Source organism: Micromonospora sp. NPDC005305 (genome assembly GCF_040607315.1).
Lineage (GTDB): Bacteria > Actinomycetota > Actinomycetes > Mycobacteriales > Micromonosporaceae > Micromonospora.
This window is the reverse complement of the sequence record NZ_JBEXGL010000008.1, coordinates 251,997-274,955: the sequence shown is the minus strand read 5'-3', so window position 1 is coordinate 274,955 and position 22,959 is coordinate 251,997. Positions and strand designations below refer to the sequence as shown.

The 22,959-nt window shown below is 72.7% G+C and carries 17 protein-coding genes, 2 pseudogenes and 1 riboswitch; of the genes and pseudogenes, 12 read left to right on the top strand and 7 right to left on the bottom strand.

All coding sequences use genetic code 11. The features are described from left to right. Window positions 1-35 precede the first annotated feature (35 nt). Entirely contained in the window at window positions 36-1,292 is a 1,257-nt protein-coding gene (locus ABZS80_RS16760; RefSeq protein WP_355056671.1) for a hypothetical protein, read from the bottom strand. A 325-nt stretch (window positions 1,293-1,617) separates the two neighbouring features. Here ABZS80_RS16760 and ABZS80_RS16755 point away from each other — a divergent pair, with 325 nt between their 5' ends. From ABZS80_RS16755 to ABZS80_RS16740, 4 genes and pseudogenes are all read left to right on the top strand, one after another. Further along, window positions 1,618-3,675, top strand: a complete 2,058-nt coding sequence (locus ABZS80_RS16755; protein ID WP_355056669.1) for a DNA topoisomerase IV subunit B — start codon at window positions 1,618-1,620, stop codon at window positions 3,673-3,675. A 32-nt stretch (window positions 3,676-3,707) separates the two neighbouring features. Further along, window positions 3,708-3,968, top strand: a pseudogene (locus ABZS80_RS16750) (DNA gyrase subunit A); the annotation flags it as partial. Further along, window positions 3,942-4,763, top strand: a pseudogene (locus ABZS80_RS16745) (LAGLIDADG family homing endonuclease); the annotation flags it as partial. The pseudogenes ABZS80_RS16750 and ABZS80_RS16745, both read left to right, overlap by 27 nt. 36 nt (window positions 4,764-4,799) lie before the next feature. Then, window positions 4,800-7,496: a DNA topoisomerase (ATP-hydrolyzing) gene (locus tag ABZS80_RS16740; RefSeq protein WP_355056718.1), complete on the top strand. Its 2,697-nt coding sequence runs from the start codon at window positions 4,800-4,802 to the stop codon at window positions 7,494-7,496. Window positions 7,497-7,575: 79 nt separating this feature from the next. Here the strand turns inward: ABZS80_RS16740 and ABZS80_RS16735 are convergent, their stop codons facing one another. Both ABZS80_RS16735 and ABZS80_RS16730 read right to left on the bottom strand, forming a co-directional pair. After that, window positions 7,576-8,913, bottom strand: a complete 1,338-nt coding sequence (locus tag ABZS80_RS16735) for a solute carrier family 23 protein (RefSeq protein WP_355056667.1) — start codon at window positions 8,911-8,913, stop codon at window positions 7,576-7,578. A gap of 94 nt (window positions 8,914-9,007) precedes the next feature. Further along, window positions 9,008-9,646, bottom strand: a complete 639-nt coding sequence (locus ABZS80_RS16730; protein WP_355056665.1) for an alpha-ketoglutarate-dependent dioxygenase AlkB — start codon at window positions 9,644-9,646, stop codon at window positions 9,008-9,010. A gap of 92 nt (window positions 9,647-9,738) precedes the next feature. Between ABZS80_RS16730 and ABZS80_RS16725 the strand changes: the two genes are divergently transcribed. The 5 genes from ABZS80_RS16725 (at window position 9,739) to ABZS80_RS16705 (ending at window position 14,748) form a co-directional block, all read left to right on the top strand. Next, window positions 9,739-10,908 (top strand): acyltransferase, encoded by a 1,170-nt coding sequence (locus ABZS80_RS16725; RefSeq protein WP_355056663.1) that lies wholly within the window; start codon window positions 9,739-9,741, stop codon window positions 10,906-10,908. A 140-nt stretch (window positions 10,909-11,048) separates the two neighbouring features. Continuing rightward, window positions 11,049-11,453 carry a hypothetical protein gene (locus ABZS80_RS16720; protein WP_355056661.1) on the top strand — a complete coding sequence of 135 codons (405 nt, stop codon included), beginning with the start codon at window positions 11,049-11,051 and terminating at the stop codon, window positions 11,451-11,453. Between the two features lie 162 nt (window positions 11,454-11,615). Continuing rightward, the gene (locus tag ABZS80_RS16715; RefSeq protein ID WP_355056659.1) at window positions 11,616-12,392 is read left to right on the top strand and encodes a hypothetical protein; all 777 of its coding nucleotides are present in this window, start codon (window positions 11,616-11,618) and stop codon (window positions 12,390-12,392) included. Window positions 12,393-12,707: 315 nt separating this feature from the next. Further along, window positions 12,708-12,850, top strand: a riboswitch (cyclic di-AMP (ydaO/yuaA leader). 198 nt (window positions 12,851-13,048) lie between these two features. Then, window positions 13,049-13,891, top strand: coding sequence for a C39 family peptidase (locus ABZS80_RS16710; protein WP_355056657.1), 843 nt, complete (start codon window positions 13,049-13,051; stop codon window positions 13,889-13,891). Window positions 13,892-13,995: 104 nt separating this feature from the next. After that, entirely contained in the window at window positions 13,996-14,748 is a 753-nt protein-coding gene (locus tag ABZS80_RS16705) for an alpha/beta fold hydrolase (RefSeq protein ID WP_355056655.1), read from the top strand. Between the two features lie 8 nt (window positions 14,749-14,756). Here ABZS80_RS16705 and ABZS80_RS16700 read toward each other — a convergent pair whose 3' ends face one another. The 4 genes from ABZS80_RS16700 to ABZS80_RS16685 form a co-directional block, all read right to left on the bottom strand. Then, window positions 14,757-16,454, bottom strand: coding sequence for a CDP-glycerol glycerophosphotransferase family protein (locus ABZS80_RS16700; RefSeq protein WP_355056653.1), 1,698 nt, complete (start codon window positions 16,452-16,454; stop codon window positions 14,757-14,759). Window positions 16,455-16,476: 22 nt separating this feature from the next. Next, the gene (locus ABZS80_RS16695) at window positions 16,477-17,988 is read right to left on the bottom strand and encodes a bifunctional cytidylyltransferase/SDR family oxidoreductase (protein WP_151463113.1); all 1,512 of its coding nucleotides are present in this window, start codon (window positions 17,986-17,988) and stop codon (window positions 16,477-16,479) included. 136 nt (window positions 17,989-18,124) lie between these two features. Then, a complete protein-coding gene (locus ABZS80_RS16690; RefSeq protein ID WP_355056651.1) occupies window positions 18,125-18,925 on the bottom strand; it encodes an ABC transporter ATP-binding protein in 801 nt (266 codons plus the stop codon). After that, entirely contained in the window at window positions 18,918-19,820 is a 903-nt protein-coding gene (locus tag ABZS80_RS16685) for an ABC transporter permease (RefSeq protein WP_355056649.1), read from the bottom strand. Before ABZS80_RS16685 ends, ABZS80_RS16690 begins: the two co-directional genes overlap by 8 nt. A 164-nt stretch (window positions 19,821-19,984) precedes the next feature. On the opposite strand from ABZS80_RS16685, the gene ABZS80_RS16680 reads away from it, so the two are divergent. The 3 genes from ABZS80_RS16680 to ABZS80_RS16670 all read left to right on the top strand — a co-directional run bounded on the left by ABZS80_RS16680 (window position 19,985) and on the right by ABZS80_RS16670 (window position 22,922). Next, window positions 19,985-20,617, top strand: coding sequence for a TetR/AcrR family transcriptional regulator (locus ABZS80_RS16680; protein WP_355056647.1), 633 nt, complete (start codon window positions 19,985-19,987; stop codon window positions 20,615-20,617). Window positions 20,618-20,772: 155 nt separating this feature from the next. Further along, window positions 20,773-21,882 (top strand): DegT/DnrJ/EryC1/StrS family aminotransferase, encoded by a 1,110-nt coding sequence (locus ABZS80_RS16675; protein ID WP_355056645.1) that lies wholly within the window; start codon window positions 20,773-20,775, stop codon window positions 21,880-21,882. Next, window positions 21,879-22,922 (top strand): Gfo/Idh/MocA family oxidoreductase, encoded by a 1,044-nt coding sequence (locus tag ABZS80_RS16670; RefSeq protein ID WP_355056643.1) that lies wholly within the window; start codon window positions 21,879-21,881, stop codon window positions 22,920-22,922. Before ABZS80_RS16675 ends, ABZS80_RS16670 begins: the two co-directional genes overlap by 4 nt. Window positions 22,923-22,959: the final 37 nt, after the last annotated feature.

The window sequence follows — 22,959 nt, the reverse complement described above, 5'->3', positions numbered from 1 at the left end:
AGGCGCCCCGAGCGGGGACGCCTCGCGGTCGTGGGTCAGCTCACCGTGATCGTGCCGTCCGGGGCGCGGACGCAGGAGACCGCCCGGGAGCCCGTCGCGGCGGCGCCGGTCAGGCAGCGGCCGAGCACCCGGTGGCCGGCGGCGCTCGGGTGCCAGGACTCCTGGCAGGTCTGGAAGTAGGTGCCGCAGGCGTTCGCGATCCGCTGGATGTCGAGCTTGTCGTAGCCGGAGAGGCTGGTCACGAAGACGCCGGTCGGGCCGTCCATCAGCCGGATCGGGGTGGCCAGGGCGTTGCCGGGGCTGCCCGCCGACTCGCAGAGCCGGGCGCCGTCGAAGGCGCGCTGCACGTTGAGGTAGACGAGGTCGTCCTGCGGGAACTCGGCGGCCAGGGTGGTCCGGACCGAGCCCACCAGGGTGCCGAGGCCCTGCGAGAAGCGCTGGCCCGGGGCCAGGCTGCCGCGGTGGATGGGGCAGCCGGCCGCGTACCGCTCGGCGCCGAGGGCGCGGAACTTGTCCCGGGTGTCGTCCCGGTCGTCCTCGCTCCAGTAGCCGGAGGCCAGCTCGGCGGGGAGCGGGTTGGTGTAGTCCTGGAACACCACCCGGTGCTGGCCGTCGGCGTCGATCTGGTCGAGGGTGGTGAGGAGCTGCCGGGCCGCCGCGGTGGTCTCCGCGGTCGCGGCGGCGAACTGGGCGGCGGTGCCCAGGTCGGCGTCCGTGCAGGGCTTCTGCTCGACCGGCCCGCCGAGGTACGCCCAGAACTCCCACCAGCCGGTCCAGGCGTCGGCGATGAACCGGTTGGCGCACTTCTCCGCCACGCTGCCGAAGGTGAACGAGCTGTTGTTCGAGCCGAGGCCCACCAGCACGAGGTCGATGTCGTGGGTGCGCGCCACGGTCCGGAGCTGGTCGAGTTGGGCGGCGACCTGCCGGCCCTTGGTGCGGCTCGCGGAGGCGGCGGCGATGTCGTAGGGCTGCCCGCCGGAGCAGGCCAGGTTGAACCGGGCGGCGATGCCCGGCAGGTCGGCCTGGAACAGCGAGGCGTTGGGCGAGCGGTGGCAGAAGTAGGCGTTGCTGTTCGGCGCCGACCAGCCGGGGAAGCCCTGGGCCGCCCCGTTGACGTCGACCACCGGCGCGTACGCCCCGGCGCCCTCGCCGCTGATGAAGCTGTCGCCCAGCGCCACGGCGGCGGTGGGCAGGGCGGCCCCGGCGGGCCCGGCGGGGGCCACGGCGGCCGGCAGCGCCACCGAGGCGACGGCGAGCGCCAACGCGAGCGCGCCATGACGGAACAGGGACATGGCCCGACCCCCTCACACATCGAAATGTGAAAGATTCTTCAAGGAGGCGATGAGATCACGTCCGTGTGACGTACGTCAATGGATGGTCGCCCCGGCGGCCGTCCCCGGGCTCGGGGCCGGGAAGACACCGGCCGCGCACGTCGTTGTCGTTCACGGACGCCTCGTCGCCTCCGGTCGCGCGCTATCCGACGCCGCACCGCACCGGGTGCCACGGGTCTGTCGGAGTGCCGGGCTAGGCTCGCTCCGGCGCGCCGCGCCTGGCGATCGACGTGGGGGATCGCACGGTGAACGGCACCACACCGCCGAGACCTGGGAGTACGACCAGTTGACCGCACAGCCTGAGACCCTGTACGGGGCCGACGACCTGACGCACCTGGAGGGCCTCGACGCCGTCCGGAAGCGCCCCGGCATGTACATCGGCTCGACCGACAGCCGTGGCGTGGGTCACCTCGTCAACGAGATCCTCGACAATTCCACCGACGAGGGTGTCGCGGGTCACGCGACCAAGGTCGACGTGATCCTGCACGCCGATGGCTCGGTGCGGGTCGACGACGACGGCCGCGGCATCCCGACCGACGTGCACGCCAAGTCGGGCATCTCCGGCGTCGAGCTGGTGCTCACGCGGCTGCACGCGGGTGGCAAGTTCGGCGGGTCCGGCTACAAGACCTCCGGCGGCCTGCACGGTGTGGGCGCCTCGGCGGTGAACGCGCTCTCCCGGCGGTTCGACGTGACGGTCCGCCGCGGCGGCAAGGTCCACTCGATGTCGTTCCGGCACGGCGTACCCGGGATCTTCGACGGCGACGGCCCGGAGGCGCCGTTCACGCCCGGCCCCGGCCTGCAGATCGTCGGCGCCATGAAGCGCGGCCAGCGCACCGGCACCTCCATCCGCTGGTGGCACGACCCGCGCTACTTCGAGACCGGCGCGGCCCTCGACACCGAGGCGGTCCGGCTCAAGCTGCGCAACACCGCCTTCCTCGTCCCCGGCGTGGCCTACCGGCTGCGCGACGAGACCGGCGAGAAGGCCGTCGAGGAGAGCTTCCACTTCCCCAACGGCCTCACCGACATGGTGGAATACCTCGCGCCGGCCGGCGACCGCCCGGTCTCCGGCACCCTGCTGGTCACCGGCGAGGGCACCTACCGGGAGAACGCCGCCGACGCCAACGGCGTCATGCAGTCCAACGTGCAGCGCCGGGCCGAGATCGAGGTGGCGTTCCGCTGGGGCACCGGCTACGAGCGCACCGTCGAGTGCTTCACCAACACCATCCGCAACGCCCACGGCGGCACCCACCGCAAGGGCTTCGAGCGGGCCCTGGCGCGCACCCTGGCCGAGGCCGCCCGCAACACCCGCGGCCTGCTCAAGCCCAAGGAGGACGCGCCGACCCTGGACGACGTCCTGGAGGGCATGACCGCGGTGGTGCACGTGCGGATCCCCGAGCCGCAGTTCACCTCGCAGACCAAGGACGAGCTGTCCACCGCGGGCATCACCAAGGTGCTCCAGGGTCTGGTCGAGGCGCACCTCAAGGCCTGGCTGGAGGACCGGAGGACCAAGGCCGAGGCCCGCACGGTGCTGCAGAAGATCGTCGACGCGGCCCGGGTCCGGTTGACCCAGAAGCAGCAGAAGGACGCCGCCCGGCGCAAGACCGCCCTGGAGGGCGCGTCGATGCCGCCCAAGCTGGTCGACTGCCGGGCGACCGGGGTGGACCGCAGCGAGCTGTTCATCGTCGAGGGCGACAGCGCACTGGGGACGAGCCGGATGGCTCGCTCCTCGGAATACCAGGCCCTGCTGCCCATCCGCGGCAAGATCCTCAACGTGCAGAAGGCGAACCTCCAGCAGGTGCTGGACAACGCCGAGTGCGCGGCGATCGTGCAGGTGCTCGGCGCCGGGTCGGGGCGCACCTTCGACCTCTCCGCGCTGCGCTACGGCCGGGTGCTCATCATGGCCGACGCGGACGTGGACGGCGCGCACATCCGGACCCTGCTCATCACGCTCTTCGCTCGCTACATGCGGCCGCTCATCGAGGCGGGCCGGCTCTACGCGGCCATGCCGCCCCTGCACAAGATCACCACGAAGGGGCGCAACCCGCAGACCGTCTACACCTACACGCAGGCGGAGATGGAGGCGACGGTCCGCAAGCTGGAGAAGGCCGGCAAACAGATCGTCACACCCATCCCGCGGTTCAAGGGCCTCGGCGAGATGGACGCCGACGAGCTGTGGGAGACGACCATGAACCCGGCCACGCGGGCGGTCCGCCGCATCACCCTCGACGACGTCGAGGCCGCCGAGCGGATCCTCGAACTGCTCATGGGGGAGAAGGTCGAGCCCCGCCGCAACTGGCTCATCGACTCGGCGGACCGGGTCGACCGCGACGCCATCGACGCCTGACCACTGCGTTCGTTTCGGAAGGAAGCTGCACCATGGCACGCCGTAAGGACGACCGCGCCAAGGCGGACCTGTCCGCGTTCGACCAGGCCGGCGCCCGGGTCTTCGACAACCCGCTGGTCACCGAGGTGTCGGACTCCTACCTGGAGTACGCCTTCTCGGTCATCCACTCGCGGGCCCTGCCCGACGCCCGGGACGGGCTGAAGCCGGTGCACCGGCGCATCCTCTGGTCGATGTCCGAGCAGGGCCACCGCCCGGACCGGGGTCACGTGAAGTCGGCCCGGATCGTGGGCGACTGCTTCGTCGCCGGAACGCTCGTGTCGACGCCTCGGGGTCTGAGGCCGATCGAGGATGTCGAGATCGGCGACTCCGTGCTGGACGCCGACGGGACGGCCGTTCCGGTGCGCGCGGTGTACCGGAATCCGCAGTCGGAGCTGGTCCGGGTCACGTGGAGTAACGGCCACACCATGACCGTCACTCCGGGACAGCGGTTCCGTGTGGTGGACGAGGATCTTTCGGTCCGTTGGATCGAAGCGCGGGACCTCGCCGGGTGCCTCACCCTCGCCTACGGCGGCGGTCGCAGGTCGGCTTCCGTTCCCGGCGGTGACGTCTACGACTACGTCCGCGGACTCGTGGTGGCAGAGGGTTTTGCCGTCGATCGGTCTCGTGAGGCCGACGGGCGAGTGCGGTTGCACATGTGCGATGTCGAGCCGCTCGACATCGCCCACGGCTGGGCGATCGCGAACGGGCTCAACGCCAGCCGTGGTAAGCGTGAAGCAACCAACCCTCGGCACCGCGACCAGCACATCGTTACTTTCGCTCGGCACCAGGGTCTACTTGAGGCCGGCACGCCCCTCAGCCACGCGAAGCACGTCCCGGGTGACGTTCTCGAAGATCGCTCTGCGTGGGCGCCCTTCCTTGCCGGGTTCTTCGACGGCGATGGCTACGTCCGCAAGCGTTCTCGCGAGATCGTCCTCGTCAGCACCAGCGTCACGCTGGTGAGACAGATCTACTCCATGCTCGCTGATCTGGGCGTCCACGGGCACCACTGGACCAGCGGCCGAAAGGGTAACCAACCACTCCTCGGTCTGTCCGTCACCGGACGGGACGCTGCCCTACTCGCCGAGATGCTTCTGCCCTGGGTGCGGGTCGGCTACAAGAACGACGGCCTGCGGCGGGTGGTGGAGCAGGGGTATGAGTACGGGGGCAAGCAGGGTAACGATCGACTGCCGATCCGGCCGGTGATCGAGGAATTCGCGGCGGCTCACCAGGGCGGCGGCTGGTTCTTGGATGAGAACGGCAAGCCCTTCCGAGCTTCGCTGTCGGGGGCTGGAAGCAAGGTCCGTTACGGCAGGGACCGCAACGGCGTGCCGCTTTCGGAGCGATCATTCCCTCTCTGGCGCGCCGAGCGGGACGGCTGGGTTCGCAAGCTCCACCGAATCGGCTCGCCGCTTGCCAGCCGGCTCGAAGGGCTGTCGGGTCATTCGTTCCTTCGTGTTGTCTCGGTGGAGGCCGTCGATGCCGCCACCACGTACGACATTCAGGTCGGGTCGGACGAGCACGCATTCGTCGCCGAGGGCTACGTCGTCCACAACTGCATGGGCAAGTACCATCCGCACGGCGATACCGCCATCTATGACGCGATGGTGCGGCTGGCTCAGGACTTCTCCCTCAATGCGCCGCTCATTGACGGGCATGGGAACTTCGGAAGTCCGGATGACGGACCGGCGGCGGCGAGGTACACCGAGGCACGGATGTCCCGCGAGGCCATGCTGCTCGTCGGCGAGCTGGGCGAGGACACCGTCGACGTCGAGCCCAACTACGACGGCTCGCTCACCCAGCCCACCGTGCTGCCGGCGGCCTTCCCCAACCTGCTGGTCAACGGCGCGTCCGGGATCGCGGTCGGGATGGCCACCAACATGATCCCGCACAACCTGGCCGAGGTGGTCCACGCCGCCCGCTGGCTGATCAACCACCCGGACGCCACGCTCGACAAGCTCATGGAGTTCGTCCCCGGCCCCGACCTGCCCACCGGCGGGCTGCTCCTCGGGCTCGACGAGGTGCGCCGGGCGTACGAGACCGGGCGCGGTGTGGTGCGGATGCGGGCCCGGGTGCAGACCGGCCCGCTGGAGGGCAGCCGCGGCCGGCAGGCCATCACGGTCACCGAGCTGCCCTACGGGGTGGGCTCGGAGAAGGTCATCGCCGCCATCACCAACGAGGTCAACAAGACCAAGCGGCTGACCGGCATCGCCGACGTCAAGGACCTCACCGACCGGGAGAACGGCACCCGGCTGGTCATCGAGTGCAAGGTCGGGGTCAACCCGCAGGCGCTGCTGGCCGACCTCTGGCGGCTCACCCCGCTGGAGCAGTCGTTCGGCGTGAACAACCTGGTCCTGGTCGACGGCCAGCCGCAGACCCTGGGGCTCAAGGAGCTGCTGGAGGTCTTCCTCGCCCACCGCTACGAGGTGGTCACCCGGCGCAGCGCGTACCGCAAGCGCAAGCGCGAGGAGCGTCTGCACCTGGTCGACGGCCTGCTGATCGCCCTGCTCGACATCGACAAGGTGGTCCGGCTGATCCGGGCCAGCGAGGACGCCCAGGCCGCCAAGGACGGCCTCATGCAGAAGTTCAAGCTCTCCGAGATCCAGGCCACCTACATCCTGGACACCCCGCTGCGCCGGCTCACGAAGTACGACCGGCTGGAGCTGGAGGCCGAGCAGGAGAAGCTGCGCGGCGAGATCGCCGAGCTGTCGAAGATCCTCGACGACCCGAAGGTGCTGCGGAAGCTGGTCTCCGACGAGCTGGCCGCCGTGGTCAAGCAGTTCGGCGCCGACCGCCGCACGACGCTGGTCGACGGCGACCTCAAGGAGGTGCTGGCGGCCTCCGTGCCGGCGGGCCCGCTGGAGGTTGCCGACGACCCCTGCCAGGTCATCCTCTCCGCCACCGGGCTGGTCGCCCGCACGGCGGCCGAGTCGGAGGAGGCCGCCGAGGCGCGCCGGCGCAGCGGCCGGGTCAAGCACGACGCCGTCCGCGCCGTGGTGCACTCCACCGCCCGCGGCCGGGTGCTCCTGGTGACCAGCGCCGGGCGCGCCTTCAAGATCGACGTGCTGCCGTTGCCGGTGCTGCCCGAGCAGTCCGGCACGGTGTCGCTGCGCGGCGGCATGTCCGCCGCCGAGCTGGTGCCGCTGGAGCAGGGCGAGACGGTCGTGGGGCTGGCCCCGCTCGGCCCGTCCGCCGAGGGGTCGCCCGGGCTGGCGCTCGGCACCCGGCAGGGTGTGGTGAAGGTCTGCGCCCCCGAGTGGCCGGTCCGCTCGGACGAGTTCGAGGTGATCTCGCTGCGCGACGGCGACGAGGTGGTCGGGGCGACCTGGCTCACCGACGGGGCGGAGACGCTGGCGTTCGTCTCCTCGGAGGCGTCGCTGCTGCGCTTCGCGGCGTCCGTGGTCCGGCCGCAGGGCATCAAGGGCGGCGGCATGGCCGGCATCAACCTGCCGGCCGGGGCGCGGGTGGTGTTCTTCGGCGCGATCCGCACCGACGACCCGGGCCACGGGGAGCCGATGGTGGTCACCTCGACCGGCGCGACGGTCAAGGTGACACCGTTCAAGGCGTACCCCGCGAAGGGCCGGGCGACCGGCGGCGTGCGCGCCCAGCGGTTGCTCAAGGGCGAGCTGGACCTGGCCGTGGCCTGGATCGGCCCGCGACCGGTCGGCGCCACCGCCACCGGCGACCCGGTCGAGCTGCCCCCGGCCGACCCGCGCCGCGACGGCTCGGGCTTCGCGGTGATGCTCGGCCCCACGGTGATCGGCCACCAGATCGACCGCGACTGACCCCCAGCCCGTGTTGATCAAGAGGTTTGCGTCAGCCAGGAGCGATCTGGAGACGCAAACCTCTTGATCGACGGGGCGGTCAGAGTTCGGGTTCCGGACCTCGGCCGGAGGTGGGGGTCGTGCCGCGCAGGCGGGCGATCAGGCGCATGCCGTGGTAGATCACCAGGGCGGCGGCGGTGCCCAGGGCGATGCCGTTGAAGGAGAGGTCGCCGGCGGTCAGGGTGTAGTTGGCGGCGCCGACGATCACGGCGACCGCGGCGGTCATGAGGTTGACCGGGTCGTGGAAGTCCACCCGGTTCTCGATCCAGATGCGGGCGCCCAGCACGGCGATCAGGCCGTACAGGGCCGTGGTGGCGCCGCCCAGCACACCGGCCGGCACGGTGAGGATCAGCGCGCCGAACTTCGGGCAGAGCCCGAGCAGCACCGCCGCGAACCCGGCCACCCAGTACGCCGCCGTCGAATACACCCGGGTCGCCGCCATCACGCCGATGTTCTCCGCGTACGTGGTGGTGCCGGAGCCGCCGCCGGAGCCGGCCAGCACGGTGGCGATGCCGTCGCCGAGGAACGCGCGCCCCATGTCCCGGTCCAGGTTCCGCCCGGTCATCGCGGCGACCGCCTTGACGTGCCCGGCGTTCTCCGCGATCAGCACCAGGATCACGGGGATGACCAGCACCACGGCGCGCAGGCCGAAGCTCGGGGCGTGGAACTGCGGCAGGCCCACCCAGGCGGCCTCCTTCAGCGTGGTGACCGCCGCCGGGTCGAGCCGGCCGAGCAGCGCCGCCAGCACCCAGCCGACCACGACGCCGAGCAGGATGGACAGCCGGGCCAGGAAGCCGCGGAAGAGCACCGTGGTGACCAGGATCGCGGCCAAGGTGATCACCGCGATCAGCGGCTGGGCCTTGACGCCGGTGCCGCTGCCGCCGCCGTCCCAGGCCACCGGGGCGAGGTTGAGCCCGATCAGGGCCACGATGGCGCCGGTCACCACCGGCGGCATGAGGGCGTTGATCCAGCGCGCCCCGGCCAGTTGCACCACCACGCCGACCAGCGCCAGCGCGACGCCGGCCACCACGATGCCGCCGAGCGCCGCGCCGATGCCGCCGTCGGTCTTCGCGGCCAGCACCGGGGCGATGAAGGCGAACGACGACCCCAGGTACGAGGGCAGCCGGTTGCCGGTGATCAGCAGGAACAGCAGCGTGCCCAGCCCGGAGAAGAAGAGCGTGGTGGCCGGCGGGAAGCCGGTGATCAGCGGCACCGTGAAGGTGGCGCCGAACATGGCGACCACGTGCTGCACGCCGACCCCGACCGTGCGCGGCCAGGACAGCCGCTCGCCGGGGTGGACCACGTCGCCGGGTGTGACGGAGCGGCCGTCGCCGTGCAGGGTCCAGGGGGACCAGCGGGAGGTGGGGGACGGGGTCATGGCAGCCCTTCGCGTCGTCAGGTGACGGGGGCGTGATCGACCCTGAGAGTTGTTTCTAGCACGGCGCCGGCCCGTGCTCGGGCCCGGCTCGGCGTCAGGCCACCCCGGCGGGGCGGAACTGGACGCTGACCCGGGGGCCGACCGGCCGGGCGGTCTTCGGGACGGCGTGCTCCCAGGTGCGCTGGCAGGACCCGCCCATCACCACCAGGTCGCCGTGGCCGAGCGGGAAACGCAGGCTGGTCCCCCTGCCGCCCCGGGGGCGCAGCAGCAGCGGCCGGGGCGAGCCGAACGAGACGATGGCCACCAGGGTGTCGGTGTGCGCGGAGCGGCCCAGGGTGTCGCCGTGCCAGGCCACGCTGTCCCGGCCGTCCCGGTAGAGGCACATCCCGGCCGTCACGAAGGGCTCGCCCAGCTCGGCCGCGTAGTGCCGGGTGAGCGTGTCGCGCGCAGTGGTGAGCACCGGGTGGGGCAGTTGCCGGCCGGCGGCGTACCAGCAGAGCAGGCGGGGGACGTCGACCTCGGCGTCGTACATGGTGCGGCGTTCGGCCCGCCACGGCACCTCGTGCAGCAGCGTGTCGAGCACCGCGTCGGAGCCGGCCACCCAGCCGGGCAGGTGGTCGACCCAGGCGCCCCGGCTCAGCTCGTGCCGGCGCACCCGGCCGGCGAGCGGGCCCAGGGTGGGACCCTGCGCGGCGAAGTCGAGCATCGAGGGCTGGTACGCGACGTCGGACACGCCGCCGATCCTACCTCGCACTCGAACAGGCGTACGAGGGTTGGTGGCAGCGGTCGGGGTCGCGACCTCGGGCGCCGGGTAGGGTGCCCGGCGTGACGAGTGCCCCGGCCGCCACCCGCGCCACCCGCCTGCCGTCGTTGACCGGGCTGCGGTGGGTCGCCGCCCTGCTGGTCTTCGCCTTCCACGTCGGCACCATGGGGATCATCGCCCAGCCCGACCTGAAGGTCCTGGTGGGCAAGGCGTTCAGCCTCGGTCTCTCCGGGGTGGAGTTCTTCTTCATCCTCAGTGGATTCGTGCTGGTCTGGTCGTACCGGGACGGCGAGCTCCGGCGGACCTTCCTGCGCCGCCGGCTCGCCAAGATCTACCCGAACCACCTGGTGACCTTCGCGGTGGCGCTGGCCGTCGCGTTCTGGTTCGCCGACCCGGTCGCCCCGTGGGCCGCGGTCGGCAACCTCTTCCTGCTGCAGGCCTGGATCCCCCTCGACGGCTACTTCTACAGCGTCAACAACGTGAGCTGGTCGCTCTCCTGTGAGCTGGCCTTCTATCTCTGCCTGCCGCTGGTGCTGCCGTGGCTGCGCCGGGCCCGCACCGGCGCGCTGTGGGCGGTCGTGGTCGCCGTGCCGCTGCTCATCCTGGCCCTCTGGCCCGCGCAGCTCCTGGTGCCCGAGGAGAACCGCTGGTGGTTCACCCAGATCTTCCCGGTCACCCGCTCCTTCGAGTTCTGGCTGGGTGTGGCGGCCGCCGAGCTGCTGCGCCGGGGCCGCTGGCGCGGGCCGAACCTGACCGTGGCCAGCCTGCTCTTCGTCGCCACCTGGGTGGTCGCCGCGCTGTGGATCCGCGCCGAGTACTGGGCGGCCCTGCTCGCGGCCGCCTACCTGCTGGTCATCACCGCGGCGGCGGACGCCGACGTGCGGGGCCGGCCCACGCCGTGGCGGTCCCGCACGATGGTGTGGCTCGGCGAGGTCTCCTTCGCCTTCTACCTGGTCCACGTGCTGGTCATGAGGACCGTGCTGCGACTCACCGGCGACTGGGGCACCGGCCTGGGCGGCTGGTGGGGCCCGCTCGTGGTGCTCGCCTTCCTGCTGCTCAACCTCCTGCTCGCGGCGGCCCTGCACCGCTGGGTGGAGATGCCCATGATGCGCCGCCTCGGCCCGCCACGCCGGGCCCGTCGCGCGCCGGCGCCGCGGATCCCCGCCCCGCGCGCGGCCCCCGACACCCCGACACGGCCCGTCGAGTACGCCGGGCGGCGCGACCCGGGCTGAGCCGGGCGCGCTCCCCTCGGCGCGGCCCGCCCCGGTCCGTCCGCCTCCTGTCCACCCTGGCCGGTGCCTCATCTCCGGTGCGGCGGCGCGACACGCCCGCCGGCGGTGCGATGTGGCGTCATCGGCGGTAGTTTGTACCCGTGCTGCCGATCGCGCTCACCTGTCCCGTGTGGTGGGTGGCGCGCTGGACCGCCCGGACGCTGGCCACCCTGGCCGTGCTCGTCGCCTGCTCGTTCGGCGCGGCGACGCTGCCGCTCGGCGGGGCCGCGACCGCGCCGGTGGCGCCCACCGTGGTGGCCTCCGTCGAGGGCCCGCCCCCACAGGCCGGGGCCGCGGCCGGGCAGCACCTGAGGGCCGCGGTCGACCGGACCATCGCCGGCGCGGCGACGGAGCAGGACCGCACCAGCGGAACCACCGCTACCACTGCCGGACCGGAGTTCACGGGCGGCGTTGCCGCCATCGCCGGTGCCGGGCAGGGCTTCGCGCTCGTCCTGACCGGGCTGGTTCCGGCCACCGTCGGGTCCCGGGCCCCGCCCGTCCGCTGACCCCGCCCGCGGGCCGTCGGCCCGTGCCCGCCGCACGCACCGAACCTCACCCCCGCACCCGCCCCGCAGGCGGCCGGCGGCACCCGCTGCCGCTGCGCCCGCCGCCTTCCGCGGACCGTGCGGACACCTCTCCACCACGTTCTCTCCCGTGAGGCGCCGACCATGCCGCAGACCGTTCTCTACCACTTCCTGACCGAGGTCCCCGAGGCCGCCGCGATCTGGTCGGCCCTGCTCCTGCTCGCCCTGGGCCTGCTCGCCGTGCTGGTCGCCCGCCCGGAGCGGGAGGGCGCCTCCGATCCGGTCCCCGACCCGGCCGCCCAGGAGGCCGCCCGCCGGGCCGACCTGCGCCGCTACGCCGACGAGGTGGCGGTGGCCGCCGCCGGTGCCGGGCAGACCGCCCGGCGGCGCCGGGAGCAGTGGCTCACCGCCCAGGACGAGGCCGAACGGGCCTGGCGGGCGTACGACGAGGCGGAGGGCGCCGCCCGCCGCTTCGCCACGGCCGCCGCCCTGCCCGCGCCGCAGACCCCGCGGACACCGGCCGAGTACGCGGCCCGGGAGCGCTGGCTGCACCACGCCGCGATGACGGCGCACTGGCGCGGTGACCTGAGCGCCCGGCAGCTCGCCGACGTGCTGGCCCACCGCAACGGGTGGGACCCGCGCCGGCACCCGGCCGAGCAGGAGATCGTCCTGGCCCGGGCGGTACGCGAGAGCCGCCGGGCGGTGTGGGCGGCGGCCGCCGAGCGGGAGCGGCGAGCCTGGCGGGACGCCGAGCTGGCCGCCGAGGCGGCGCGAACCCTGTCCGCGGAGGCGTACGCCGCCACCGGGGCCCTCCGGCCCACTCCCGCCGACCGGGCCACCGCGGCGCGGACCCCGGTCCCGGCGCCCTCCGCCGTGCCGTCAGCGGCAGCTCGCGCCACGGCGGCACCCCGCCCGGCCTGACCCCCCAGACCAAACCGGGTCGGCCGAATCGTTATCCGAATTTGGTGAGTCCGGTCACCGGCCTTCCGGAAACGGTCATCGGGGGCACGGGGGGCGATCGATCGCCGCAATTCCGGCTCGGTCGCCACCGGATGTCCGCTTTCCGCCGCGCGGCGCCGCCGTAACTGCTCGTCCCATTGAGCGAAGTGAGTGACCAACTGTTCCGATATCCGTAGTCCTGCACGAGGTTTGCGCAGGTGGGAGCACTTGGCAGGCTGCATACCCACCGGTAGTGTCGGCGCGTCCGGAGCGGTTTCCGATCGCAAGTGGCGACGCCGCGCCGACCCGCCTAATCGTGTTCTCACGAACCGGGGACCCACAGCAACACCGGGGTGAATCCGCGGGCCCACGGCCCGTGGTAGGGCGTACTTCCCGCCCGAATCCGTCAGCTAACCCGGGCGGCGGCCACGGAAGGAGTGCCATTCCTCGTGCTCACCACCCCCCGCTCGTCCCCCCGCCTCCACGGCATCGTGGTGCCGGCGCTCGCCTGACGGCGAGCGGACCCGGCTACCGCCCCAACCGCCCGGCCCCCCGGGCGCTCCCCTTCCGCGGCGACCCGCCCCGCCAGCGCGCGTGAGTTCCTCCGCGCGTCGGGCCGGTGTGCCGCGCACGCTCCCGTGGAGGAACCCGTGAAGCATCACCTGAAGCGTCAGCTGCGGCGTCTCGTGACCGAGCGCCCGTACCAGATCATCGCCGGCTCGGCCGCGGCGCTCGTGCTGGCCGGCGGCGCCGGCACCGCCCTCACCGCGACCGACGAGGACCCGGTCCACCAGGAGAACACCGCCGCGGTCGCCGAGCTGGGCTCGCGGCTCGGTGAGGTCGCCAGCCGGGGCGAGGCCCGGGCCGCCCTCCCGGCGCCGTCCGTCTCGCCGAGCGCGTCGCCGTCGGCCGCGAAGGCCGCGGCCAAGGCCACCACCGACCCGGACACCACCCGGAAGGCGAAGCCGAAGCCGCCGTCGACCAAGGTCCTCGACTACGACTACGAGGCGCAGAACCAGTACTGGAACTGCGGCCCGGCCGCGGTCCGGAACGCGCTCAGCGCGAGCGGCGTCGAGACCACCCAGGAAGCGATGGCCGGCCCGCTCGGCACCACCGAGAGCGGCACCAACTCGGCCGAGGACACCACCCGGGGCCTGAACCAGATGGTCAAGGGCAACCCGTACCGGACCCACATGTTCGGCGGCTCGGCGAGCCCGGCCGAGATGGACCAGCTCCAGGCGGACGTGGTCAAGGCGATCACCGACGGCCGGGGCGTGGTGGTCAACGTGGCCGGCGACGCCACCGACACCGACGGTGGCTGGCACTCCTTCCCGGGCGGCCACTACATCGCGGTGGTCGGCTACAAGAACGGCGGCCGGACCGTCCGGATCGCCGACTCGGCGAACCCGGCGCTGCCCGCGTACTGGGTCAGCACCATCGACCTGGCGAACTGGGCGGCCACGCGCGGCTACTCCGCCTGATCGCACCTCTTCCCGTCGGGCACCGGCTCCACCGAGCCGGTGCCCGACGTCGTCGTGCCGGCTGCTCTCGCGCGTCGTGTCCGTCCGGTGGCACACTGCGCCCTATGGGCGACGCGACGGGTACCCGCCATCTGCTGTTGCTGCACGGCATGGGCGCCACCGGTGAGGTGTGGCTGCCCTGGGCGCCGCTGCTGGAGCGCCACTGGGCGGGGCGCTGGCTCGCCCCGGACCTGGCCGGGCACGGCTGGTCGCCCCCGCTGCCGGAATACTCCTTCGACGCCCTGGCCCGGCGGGTGGTCGAGGGACTGGGCCCGGTGGCCGAGCGGCTGGGCCCCCGCGACCGGCTCGTGCTGCTCGGCCACTCGCTCGGCGGGGTGGTGGCGCTGGCGCTGGCCGCGCGGTCCCGCCGCCTGCCCGTCGACGCGGTGGTCGGGCTCGGCATCAAGGCCGTCTGGTCCCCGACCGATTTGGAGAAGGCCCGCGAGCTGGCCGCCCGCCCGGTGACCTGGTTCGCCACCCGGGACGAGGCGGCCCGCCGCTACCTGCGGGTCTCCGGGCTGGCCGGGCTGTTCGCCCCCGACCACCCCGTGGTGGAGGCGGGGCTGCGCCGCGAGGACGGCCGGTGGCGGCTGGCCATGGACCCGGCCGCCTTCGCGGTGGGGGAACCTCGGCTGCCGGCGCTGCTCGCCGCCGTCGACGTCCCCGTGCTGCTGGCCCGTGGCGAGCAGGACCCGATGGTGACCGACGCGCAGCTCAAGGAACTGGGCGTCCCGGTCGCCACCCTGCCCGGCCTGGGCCACAACGCGCACGTCGAGGACCCGGCGGCGGTGCTCGCCCTGCTCGACGCGTACCTCTGACCGGCGGGTCAGGCGGCGGGGGAGGGGAGCGGCGAGCCCCGCCGCGGGGCGGGTGCGCTCCCGGCCGGCGCGAGCTGCCGGCGGGCGGCGTCGAGGAACACCTCGGCGTACGACTCGGGCGGGAAGTCGCCCAGGTAGCGGGCCCGGGTGGCCCAGCGCGCCGCGGCCTTCGGGTCGGTGTCCAGCAACCCGGTCAGCACGTCGTCCACGTTGGACATGTCCCGGCGCAGCACGTAGCCGGAGCCGGCCAGCGGGAACCGCTCGACGAAGTGCTCCCCGTCGACGCCCATGTCGGTGACCGCGTAGGGCTTGCCCGAGTAGAGCCAGTCCGAGATCACGCCGGAGACGTCCGACACCAGCGCGTCGGCCCGGTTGACGCACTCGGTCAGGGTCAGCTCGCGGCCGGCCGCCGCGCCCCACAGGTGGGCTCGCCCGGTCCTGGCCCGGTCGGCGGCGAGCAGCTCGGTGAGGCGGCCCAGCTGCCGCGCCGAGGCCGGGTTCTGGGTGGTGTACGGGTGGGCCCGCAGGATCACCGTCGCGCCCCGGTCGAGCAGCCGGCGGATCAGCGTCTCGGCCACCGGCAGCGAGCAGTAGTCGGCGTCGGCGTGGTGCCCGGTCCAGGTGGGGGTGTAGAGCACGGTCGGGTGGCTGAGGCCGGTGACCGGCTCCCGGCGTACCTCGATGGCCTCCACCTGGGGGCGGCCGACCACGACGAACTTCTCGGCGGGGATCTCCACGCCGGCCCGGGCGTACCGTTCGACGGCCGCGGGCCCGGCCACGAAGATCTTGTCGAAGATCGCCGAGACCGGGTTGGCGCTGGGCGCCTTGTCGCTGTCGCCGTGGTGCAGCTGCACGTGGGTGAGCTGCGAGAAGCGGATGCAGTGGCTGTTCTTCGCGCCGTGGTTGACGTAGAAGGCCGCGCGCAGGCTCGGCACCAGCGCCTCGTCCATGGTCTTGAGCGTGGGGCAGAAGACCACCGGCGCGCTGGTGGCCGCGGCCACGGCCGGCAGGAACTCGGGCTCGCGCAGCAGCACCAGGAACGGCCGGCCGATCCGCTCCAGGTAGGGCAGCCACATGGTGACCTGGTACTCGGAGCCGGGCGGGGCGGAGAAGTAGAGCAGGAACTCGGGCTGGTGCCGGCGCAGCGCCCGACCCACCGGGCCGCCGCCGGCCGGCGGCCGGAACCGGCGCCGGGCCAGGTCGAGGCCGACCGCGCCGCAGCCCGCCCCGACCAGCAGCGCGGCCACCAGGGCCACCCAGGCGGGCAGGGCCAGGCCGGCGGCGAGCGCCACGAGGGCGAGCAGCACCAGCAGCGCGTCGCCGAGCCGGGCGGCGATCAGCGGCGTCCAGGACCGGACCGGCAGGTTCGCCGCCCGGATCTCCAGCGCGCCGGCGTCGCGCAGCGGCCCGACCAGCAGCACCAGGCCGAGCAGGACCAGCGCGGTCGCCGCCAGCGCCGGGTCGAAGCCGGCGTCGAGCCGGCGGGCGTAGCCGACCAGGATGCCGGCGGCGACCAGCACCGACTCGGCGAGGCCGTCGGCGGTCGGCCGGACCCGGCGCTCCCAGGCGGCGGCGGCGAGCGCGGCGACCGCGACCGTCAGGCCCCAGCCGGTCGCCCCGGTGAGCGCCACGACGAGGAAGGCCAGCACCGCCAGCCCGGTGGTCAGCACCCGGGCGAGCAGCTTGCGGACCAGGTCACCACGCATCCGGCTCGTCCCGTCCCGCGGCTCAGGCGTCGATGCCGGTGGGCAGTGTCGACGACTGGTGCGCGCCCGGCTGGGCGGGCACCGCGGCGACCGGCTCGCCGGGGGCCCGGCGGACGTCGATGACCTGGCCGGTCAGCTCGGAGATCAGCACGTCCAGGGAGGCCTGGGCGACCGCCTCGGCGGAGAGCAGCGTGTGCTCCGGCTCCTCACCGAACGCCTTCGTGCGCATCGGGGTGGCGGTGCGCTCCGGGTTGACGCAGTTGACCCGTACGCCGAACTCGGCCCACTCGTCGGCGAGCGCCTGGGTCAGGTTGACCAGCGCGGCCTTGGTGGCCGAGTAGAGCGCGTAGCGCGCCCGGCCCCGGGTGTAGGAGCTGGAGGTGTAGAGGAGCAGCTGGCCCTTGGTCTGCTGCAGGTAGGGCAGCGACTGCCGGGCGATGGTGACCGGGCCGACGAAGTTGACGTGCAGGAGGCGGTCCATCGTCTCCTCGTCCATCTCCGCCAGGGCGCCCTTCTCCAGGATCCCGGCGGTGACCACCACGTGGTCGATCCGGCCGGTCGCCTCGAAGGCGGTCTTCAGCGCGGCGGAGACGTCCTCGGCCCGCTCGACGTGGGTGCCGGTGGTGGAGCGGCTGAACGGGAAGACCTGGGCGCCGTAGCGGCGGGCCAGCTCGGTGAGGTCGTGGCCGATGCCGTAGCTGCCGCCGAAGACCACGATGGTCCGGCCGGTCAGCTCCTCGGTGTAGCCGCGGTGGTCGCTCACCTTCGGCACCTGCGCGGCGGCGAGCTGGAAGAGCTTGTCCGCCAGGTGCACGTCGACCGGGTGGGTGACCTTGATGTTCTCGTCCGAGCCGTCGATCACCTTGATCGGCGTGCCGGGCAGGTAGCGCAGCACCACACCGCAGTCGTCGGTGGCGGCGAAGTCCGGGTCGCCCTCGGCCCGCCGGTACGCCTCGCGGATGGTCCCGGAGCGGAACGCCTGCGGGGTCTGGCCGCGGCGCAGGGTGGCCCGGACCGGGATGTCGGTGATGCACTCGTCCTGGTCGACCTGGATGATCGTGTCGGCGGACGGGATGGCCACGTCCACCGCGGCGTACGTCCAGAGCGCGTTCACGCACTCCCGCACGATCCGGGCGCTGACCAGCGGGCGCACCGCGTCGTGGAAGAGGATGTTGACGTCGCCCTCGCCGACGGCGTCCAGCGCGATCCGGGTGGTGTCGTTGCGGGTGTCACCGCCCTCGATCACCTTGCTGACCTTGCGGAAGCCCGCGTTGGCGACGATGCGCTCGGCGTCGGGCACGTGGCCGGCCGCCATCAGCACGATGATCTCGTCGATCTCCGGTGCCGCCTCGAACACGGCCAGGGTGTGCTCGATGATCGGCTTGCCGGCGATCTTCAGCAGCTGCTTCGGGATGCCCAGCCCGAGGCGCGTCCCGGTCCCCCCGGCGAGGATCACGGCCACCGTCCGCGAGGGGCGCCAGGGAGCCGGGCTCGCCGGCGCGGCGTCCGGTGCGGGGGTGCGGTCCTGCGTCATTGCCGTTCCTCACTTCTGCGGGGGTTTGTGGTTCGGTGACCGGGTGGTGAATTTTGGTCGTCGCCGAGGGAAACCTTAACGCGTACGACGGAGCGCACCGACCCGGGCGAGCCCGGAACCGGTGCGCTCCGGACGGCTACTTCTGGTTCTCGTAGGCGTCGCACACCTCGTCGGTGGGGCCGTCCATCTTCAGGACGCCGCTCTCCAGCCAGATGGTCCGCTCGCAGGTGTCCCGGATCGAGCCGATGGAGTGGCTGACCAGGAAGACGGTGCCGGCGCTGTCGCGCAGCTCCCGCACCCGCTGCTCGCTGCGGGCCCGGAACTTGCGGTCACCGGTGGCCAGCGCCTCGTCGATGAGCAGCACGTCGTGCTTCTTGGCGGAGGAGATGGCGAAGCGCAGCCGCGCGCCCATGCCCGAGGAGTAGGTGCGCATCGGCAGCGAGGCGAAGTCGCCGCGCTCGTTGATCCCGGAGAACTCGATGATCTCCGGCGCCAGCCGCTTGACCTCTTCGGGCGCCATGCCCATGGCCAGGCACCCGAGCACCACGTTGCGTTCGCCGGAGAGGTCGTTGAGCAGGGCCGCGTTCACGCCGAGCAGCGACGGCTGGCCCTGGGTGTAGACCGCGCCCCGGGCCGGCGGGAGCAGGCCGGCGACGGCCCGCAGCAGCGTCGACTTGCCGGAGCCGTTGCTGCCGATCAGGCCGATCGCCTCACCCTCGTACGCGGTGAAGCTCACGCCCTTGACCGCGTGCACCTCGCGGATGTTCGGCGCGTTGGTCCGGGACACGATCCGCTTGAGCGCCGAGACCGGGCTGCTGCCGCCCGTGGCGCCCTTGTGGATCCGGTAGATCACGTGCACGTCGTCCACCACGACGGTGGGGATGCGCCCGGAGTCCACCACGGAGGTGCCGCCCTCCGGTCGGGTCTGGTCAGCCACGGCCGTACTCCTCTTCTCCGCGCCAGAAGTAGACGAACCCACCGATGCCCATGACGACCGCCCAGGCCACGCCGAGCAGCCAGAGCTGCGTCGGGGGACTGACCAGCTGCGCCTGGTGGGAGTCGAGCAGCGCGTACCGGGCCAGCTCGATGAAGACCAGCGGCGGGTTGGCCTCCAGCAGGGTGGCGGCCCAGTGCGGCAGGTGCTGCCGGAACAGCGCCACCGGGTAGAGCACGCCGGAGGCGTACAGCCAGGTCCGCATGATGAACGGCATGACCTGCTTCAGGTCCGTGATCTTCGAGCCGAGCCGGGCCATCACCATGGTCAGCCCGATGTTGAAGATCGTCTGGAGCAGCAGCATGGGCACGAGGAGCAGCCAGCGCAGGGTGATCGGTTCACCCGTCAGCAGGACGATGGCGGCCAGCACGACCATGGACATGAGCAGCTGCTGGAGTTGGACCAGCGTGACGGTGACCGGCAGGGCGGCGCGGGGGAACTGCAGGGCCCGGATGAGGCCCAGGTTGCTGGTGATCGCGCTGGTGCCGTTCGAGACCGCGGTCTGGGTGAACATGAAGACGAACACGCCCGTGCACAGGTAGGCGATGAAGTTCGACATGTTCTTGTTCTGCTCGACGATCACGCCGAAGATCAGGTAGTAGACCGCCGCGTTGGTGAGCGGGGTCAGCACCTGCCAGAGTTGGCCGAGCTGTGTGTTGCTGAACGACGAGGCGACCTTCGCCCGCGAGTACGCGGTCATGAAGTGTCGGTACGCCCACAGCCGGCGGGCGTACTCGACCAGGCGCGGGCGTTCCCCGGCGACCCGCAGCCCGTACCGCTGGGCGAGCTGGGCCCGGGTCAGCCCGGATTCGGGGTCGGCCACCGCGGTGTTGGCCATGGTCAGGCGCTCCGATCTTTCGTGCCGATGGGGAGCAGGCAGATGTGTGTCGCGGCGTGAAAATCTAGCGCGGCCGGGCGGGGAGGGTGCCTCGCTGCTGCCGGAAAGGTAGTCCAAAACACGTCGGGACGCAACCGTACCGTCGTTGCGCTACATTGTCCCACGTGACGACCGAGAAGAGGCGTGCCCCGGCCGGCGCGGCGGTGCTGCGCGGGGAGATCACCAGTGCCATCCGCGCCGCCGTGATGCAGGAGTTGGCCGAGGTCGGCTACGGCCGCCTCTCCATCGAGGCGGTCGCCCGTCGGGCCGGGGTCAGCAAGACCGCGATCTACCGCCGCTGGCGCTCGAAACTCGATCTCGTGCTCGACATGGTCTCGGCGGCGGCGGGCCGCAACCTGCCGCTGCTGGACACCGGCAGCCTGCTCGGCGACCTGGAGATCCTGCTCCACGTGTTGGCCCGGGCGCTGCGGCACCGGCTGGCCTCGCAGATCATCCCGGACCTGCTGGCCGAGGCGGCCCGCAATCCGCAGATCGGCGAGAAGCTCCAGGCGGCGCTGGACGAGTACCAGCAGGCCGTGGGCCGGATCCTGATCGGCCGGGCGGTCGAGCGGGGTGAGCTCTCCGCGGACACCGACCGGCGGGCCGCCGTGGACCTCATCGTCGGCCCCGTCTACTGGCGCATGGCCATCTCGCGCGCGCCGCTGGAGACCGAGGAGGTGCCCCGGCTGGCCTCCGCGATCGTCGCGGCCCTCCGGGTAGCATGCGTGGGGCCTGTCCGCGGCGAGGTGGAAGTCTGACCCCGGTCCCGTCGCCGGCGTCCCGCCCGTCGATCATGAACAGCAGGACAAAACTGGTCGGACAATGGCCGCGACCGGTTCGTTTTCGCTGCAAACCGTTACCATCCCCCCGAAACGTCCACCACAAGAGCAACGTGTCGACAGGAGGAAGCCCCATGGTCGGGCCGCATCCAGAGTTCATTCCCCCAGCACGACCGATCATCGGTGAGGCCGAGATCGAGGCGGCTGTCCGGGTGCTGCGGAGCGGCCGGGTCGTGCAGGGCCCCGAGGTCGCGGCGTTCGAGGAGGAGTTCGGCGACCTGGTCGCCGGCCGGCACTGCGTGGCCGTCAACTCCGGCACCTCCGCGCTCCAGCTCACCCTGATGGCGCTCGGCTTCGGCCCGGGTGACGAGGTCATCGTGCCCTCGTTCTCCTTCGCCGCCAGCGCGAACGCGGTCCGGCTGGTCGGCGCCGAGCCGGTCTTCGTGGACATCGAGGCCGGCAGCTTCTGCGTCGACCCGGAGGCCGTCGCCGCCGCCGTCACGCCGCGCACCGTCGCCATCATGCCGGTGCACCTCTACGGTCACCCGGCGGCCATGGACCAGATCATGGCCATCGCGGAGCGGCACGGCCTCGCCGTCGTGGAGGACGCCGCCCAGGCCCACGGCGCCACCCTGCACGGCACCCCGGTCGGCGCCTTCGGCACCGCCGGCTGCTTCAGCTTCTACCCCACGAAGAACATGCACGCCCTGGAGGGCGGCATGGTCACCACCGCCGACGCCGAGCTGGCCCGCACGCTGCGGCTGCTGCGCAACCAGGGCATGGAGCAGCGGTACGCCAACGAGATCGTCGGCGCCAACATGCGGATGACCGACGTGGCGGCCGCGATCGGCCGGGTGCAGCTCACCCAGCTCGCCGAGTGGACCGAGCAGCGCCGCGCCAACGCCAAGTTCCTCGACTCGAAGATCACCGGGATGGTCACCCCGCCCGTGGCGGACGCCGCCAAGCACGTCTACCACCAGTACACCGTGCGGGTGCAGGGCAACCGGGACGCGGCCATGGCCCGCCTCACCGAGCTGGGCATCGGCAACGCGGTCTACTACCCGACCCCGATCCACCGCCTCAAGCCCTACCTGGACGCCGAGGGCAAGCCGGGCCCGTGGGACCTGCCGGAGACCGAGCGCGCCGCCGCCGAGGTCGTCTCGCTGCCGGTGCACCCGTCGCTGAGCCCGGCCGACCTGGAGCGGATCGCCGAGGGCGCGAACCTCGCCGGGGGTGCCCGATGAGTGGGGCCCGCAAGCTGCGCGCCGGCCTGATCGGCCTGGGCGCGATGGGGCGCAACCACGCCCGGGTGCTGTCCAACCTCGACGGCGTCGAGCTGGTCGCCGTGGTCGACCCGGCCGGCGACGTGACCGGCACGCTCCGCGCGCCGGTGGTCCCCACGCTGGGTGACCTGCTCGCCATGGGTGTCGACTACGCGGTCGTCGCCTGCCCGACCGCCCTGCACGAGCAGATCGGCCTGGAGCTGGCCGCCAACGGTGTCTGCGCGCTGATCGAGAAGCCGCTGGCCCAGTCCGTCGACGCCGCCACCAGGCTGGTGGAGGCGTTCGAGTCGGCCGGCCTGGTCGCCGGCGTCGGCCACATCGAGCGCTACAACCCGGCCCTGCAGAGCCTGCGGACCCGGCTGGAGGCCGGCGAGCTGGGCGAGGTCTTCCAGGTCGTCACCCGGCGCCAGGGCCCGTTCCCGCACCGCATCGCCGACGTCGGCGTGGTGATGGACCTGGCCACCCACGACATCGACCTGACCGCCTGGGTCACCGGCCGGGAATACACCTCGGTGTCGGCCCGCACGGTCTCCCGCAGCGGCCGCCTGCACGAGGACATGGTCGCCGTGGTCGGCCAGCTCTCCGACGGCACGATGGTCAACCACCTGGTCAACTGGCTGAGCCCGCTCAAGGAGCGGTCCACCGTGGTCACCGGCGACAAGGGCTGCTTCGTCGCCGACACGCTCACCGCCGACCTGACCTTCTACGCCAACGCCGCCATCGACACCGAGTGGGAGGCGCTGCGCGCGTTCCGCGGCGTGGCCGAGGGCGACATGGTGCGCTACGCGATCCCGAAGCGGGAGCCGCTGCTGGTGGAGCACGAGCGCTTCCGCGACGCCGTCGAGGGCAAGCAGAGCGACATCGTCACCCTGCGGCAGGGCCTGCGGACCGTGCAGGTCGCCGCCGGCCTGCTCGAGTCGGCCTCCGACGGCAAGACCATCATGGTCAGCCCGACCGGCCTGGCCGACACCGCCCGCTCCGCCGAGAACGCGGTGGCCTGACCCGCCCGACCGGGCCGGATCGTCCGATCCGGCCCGG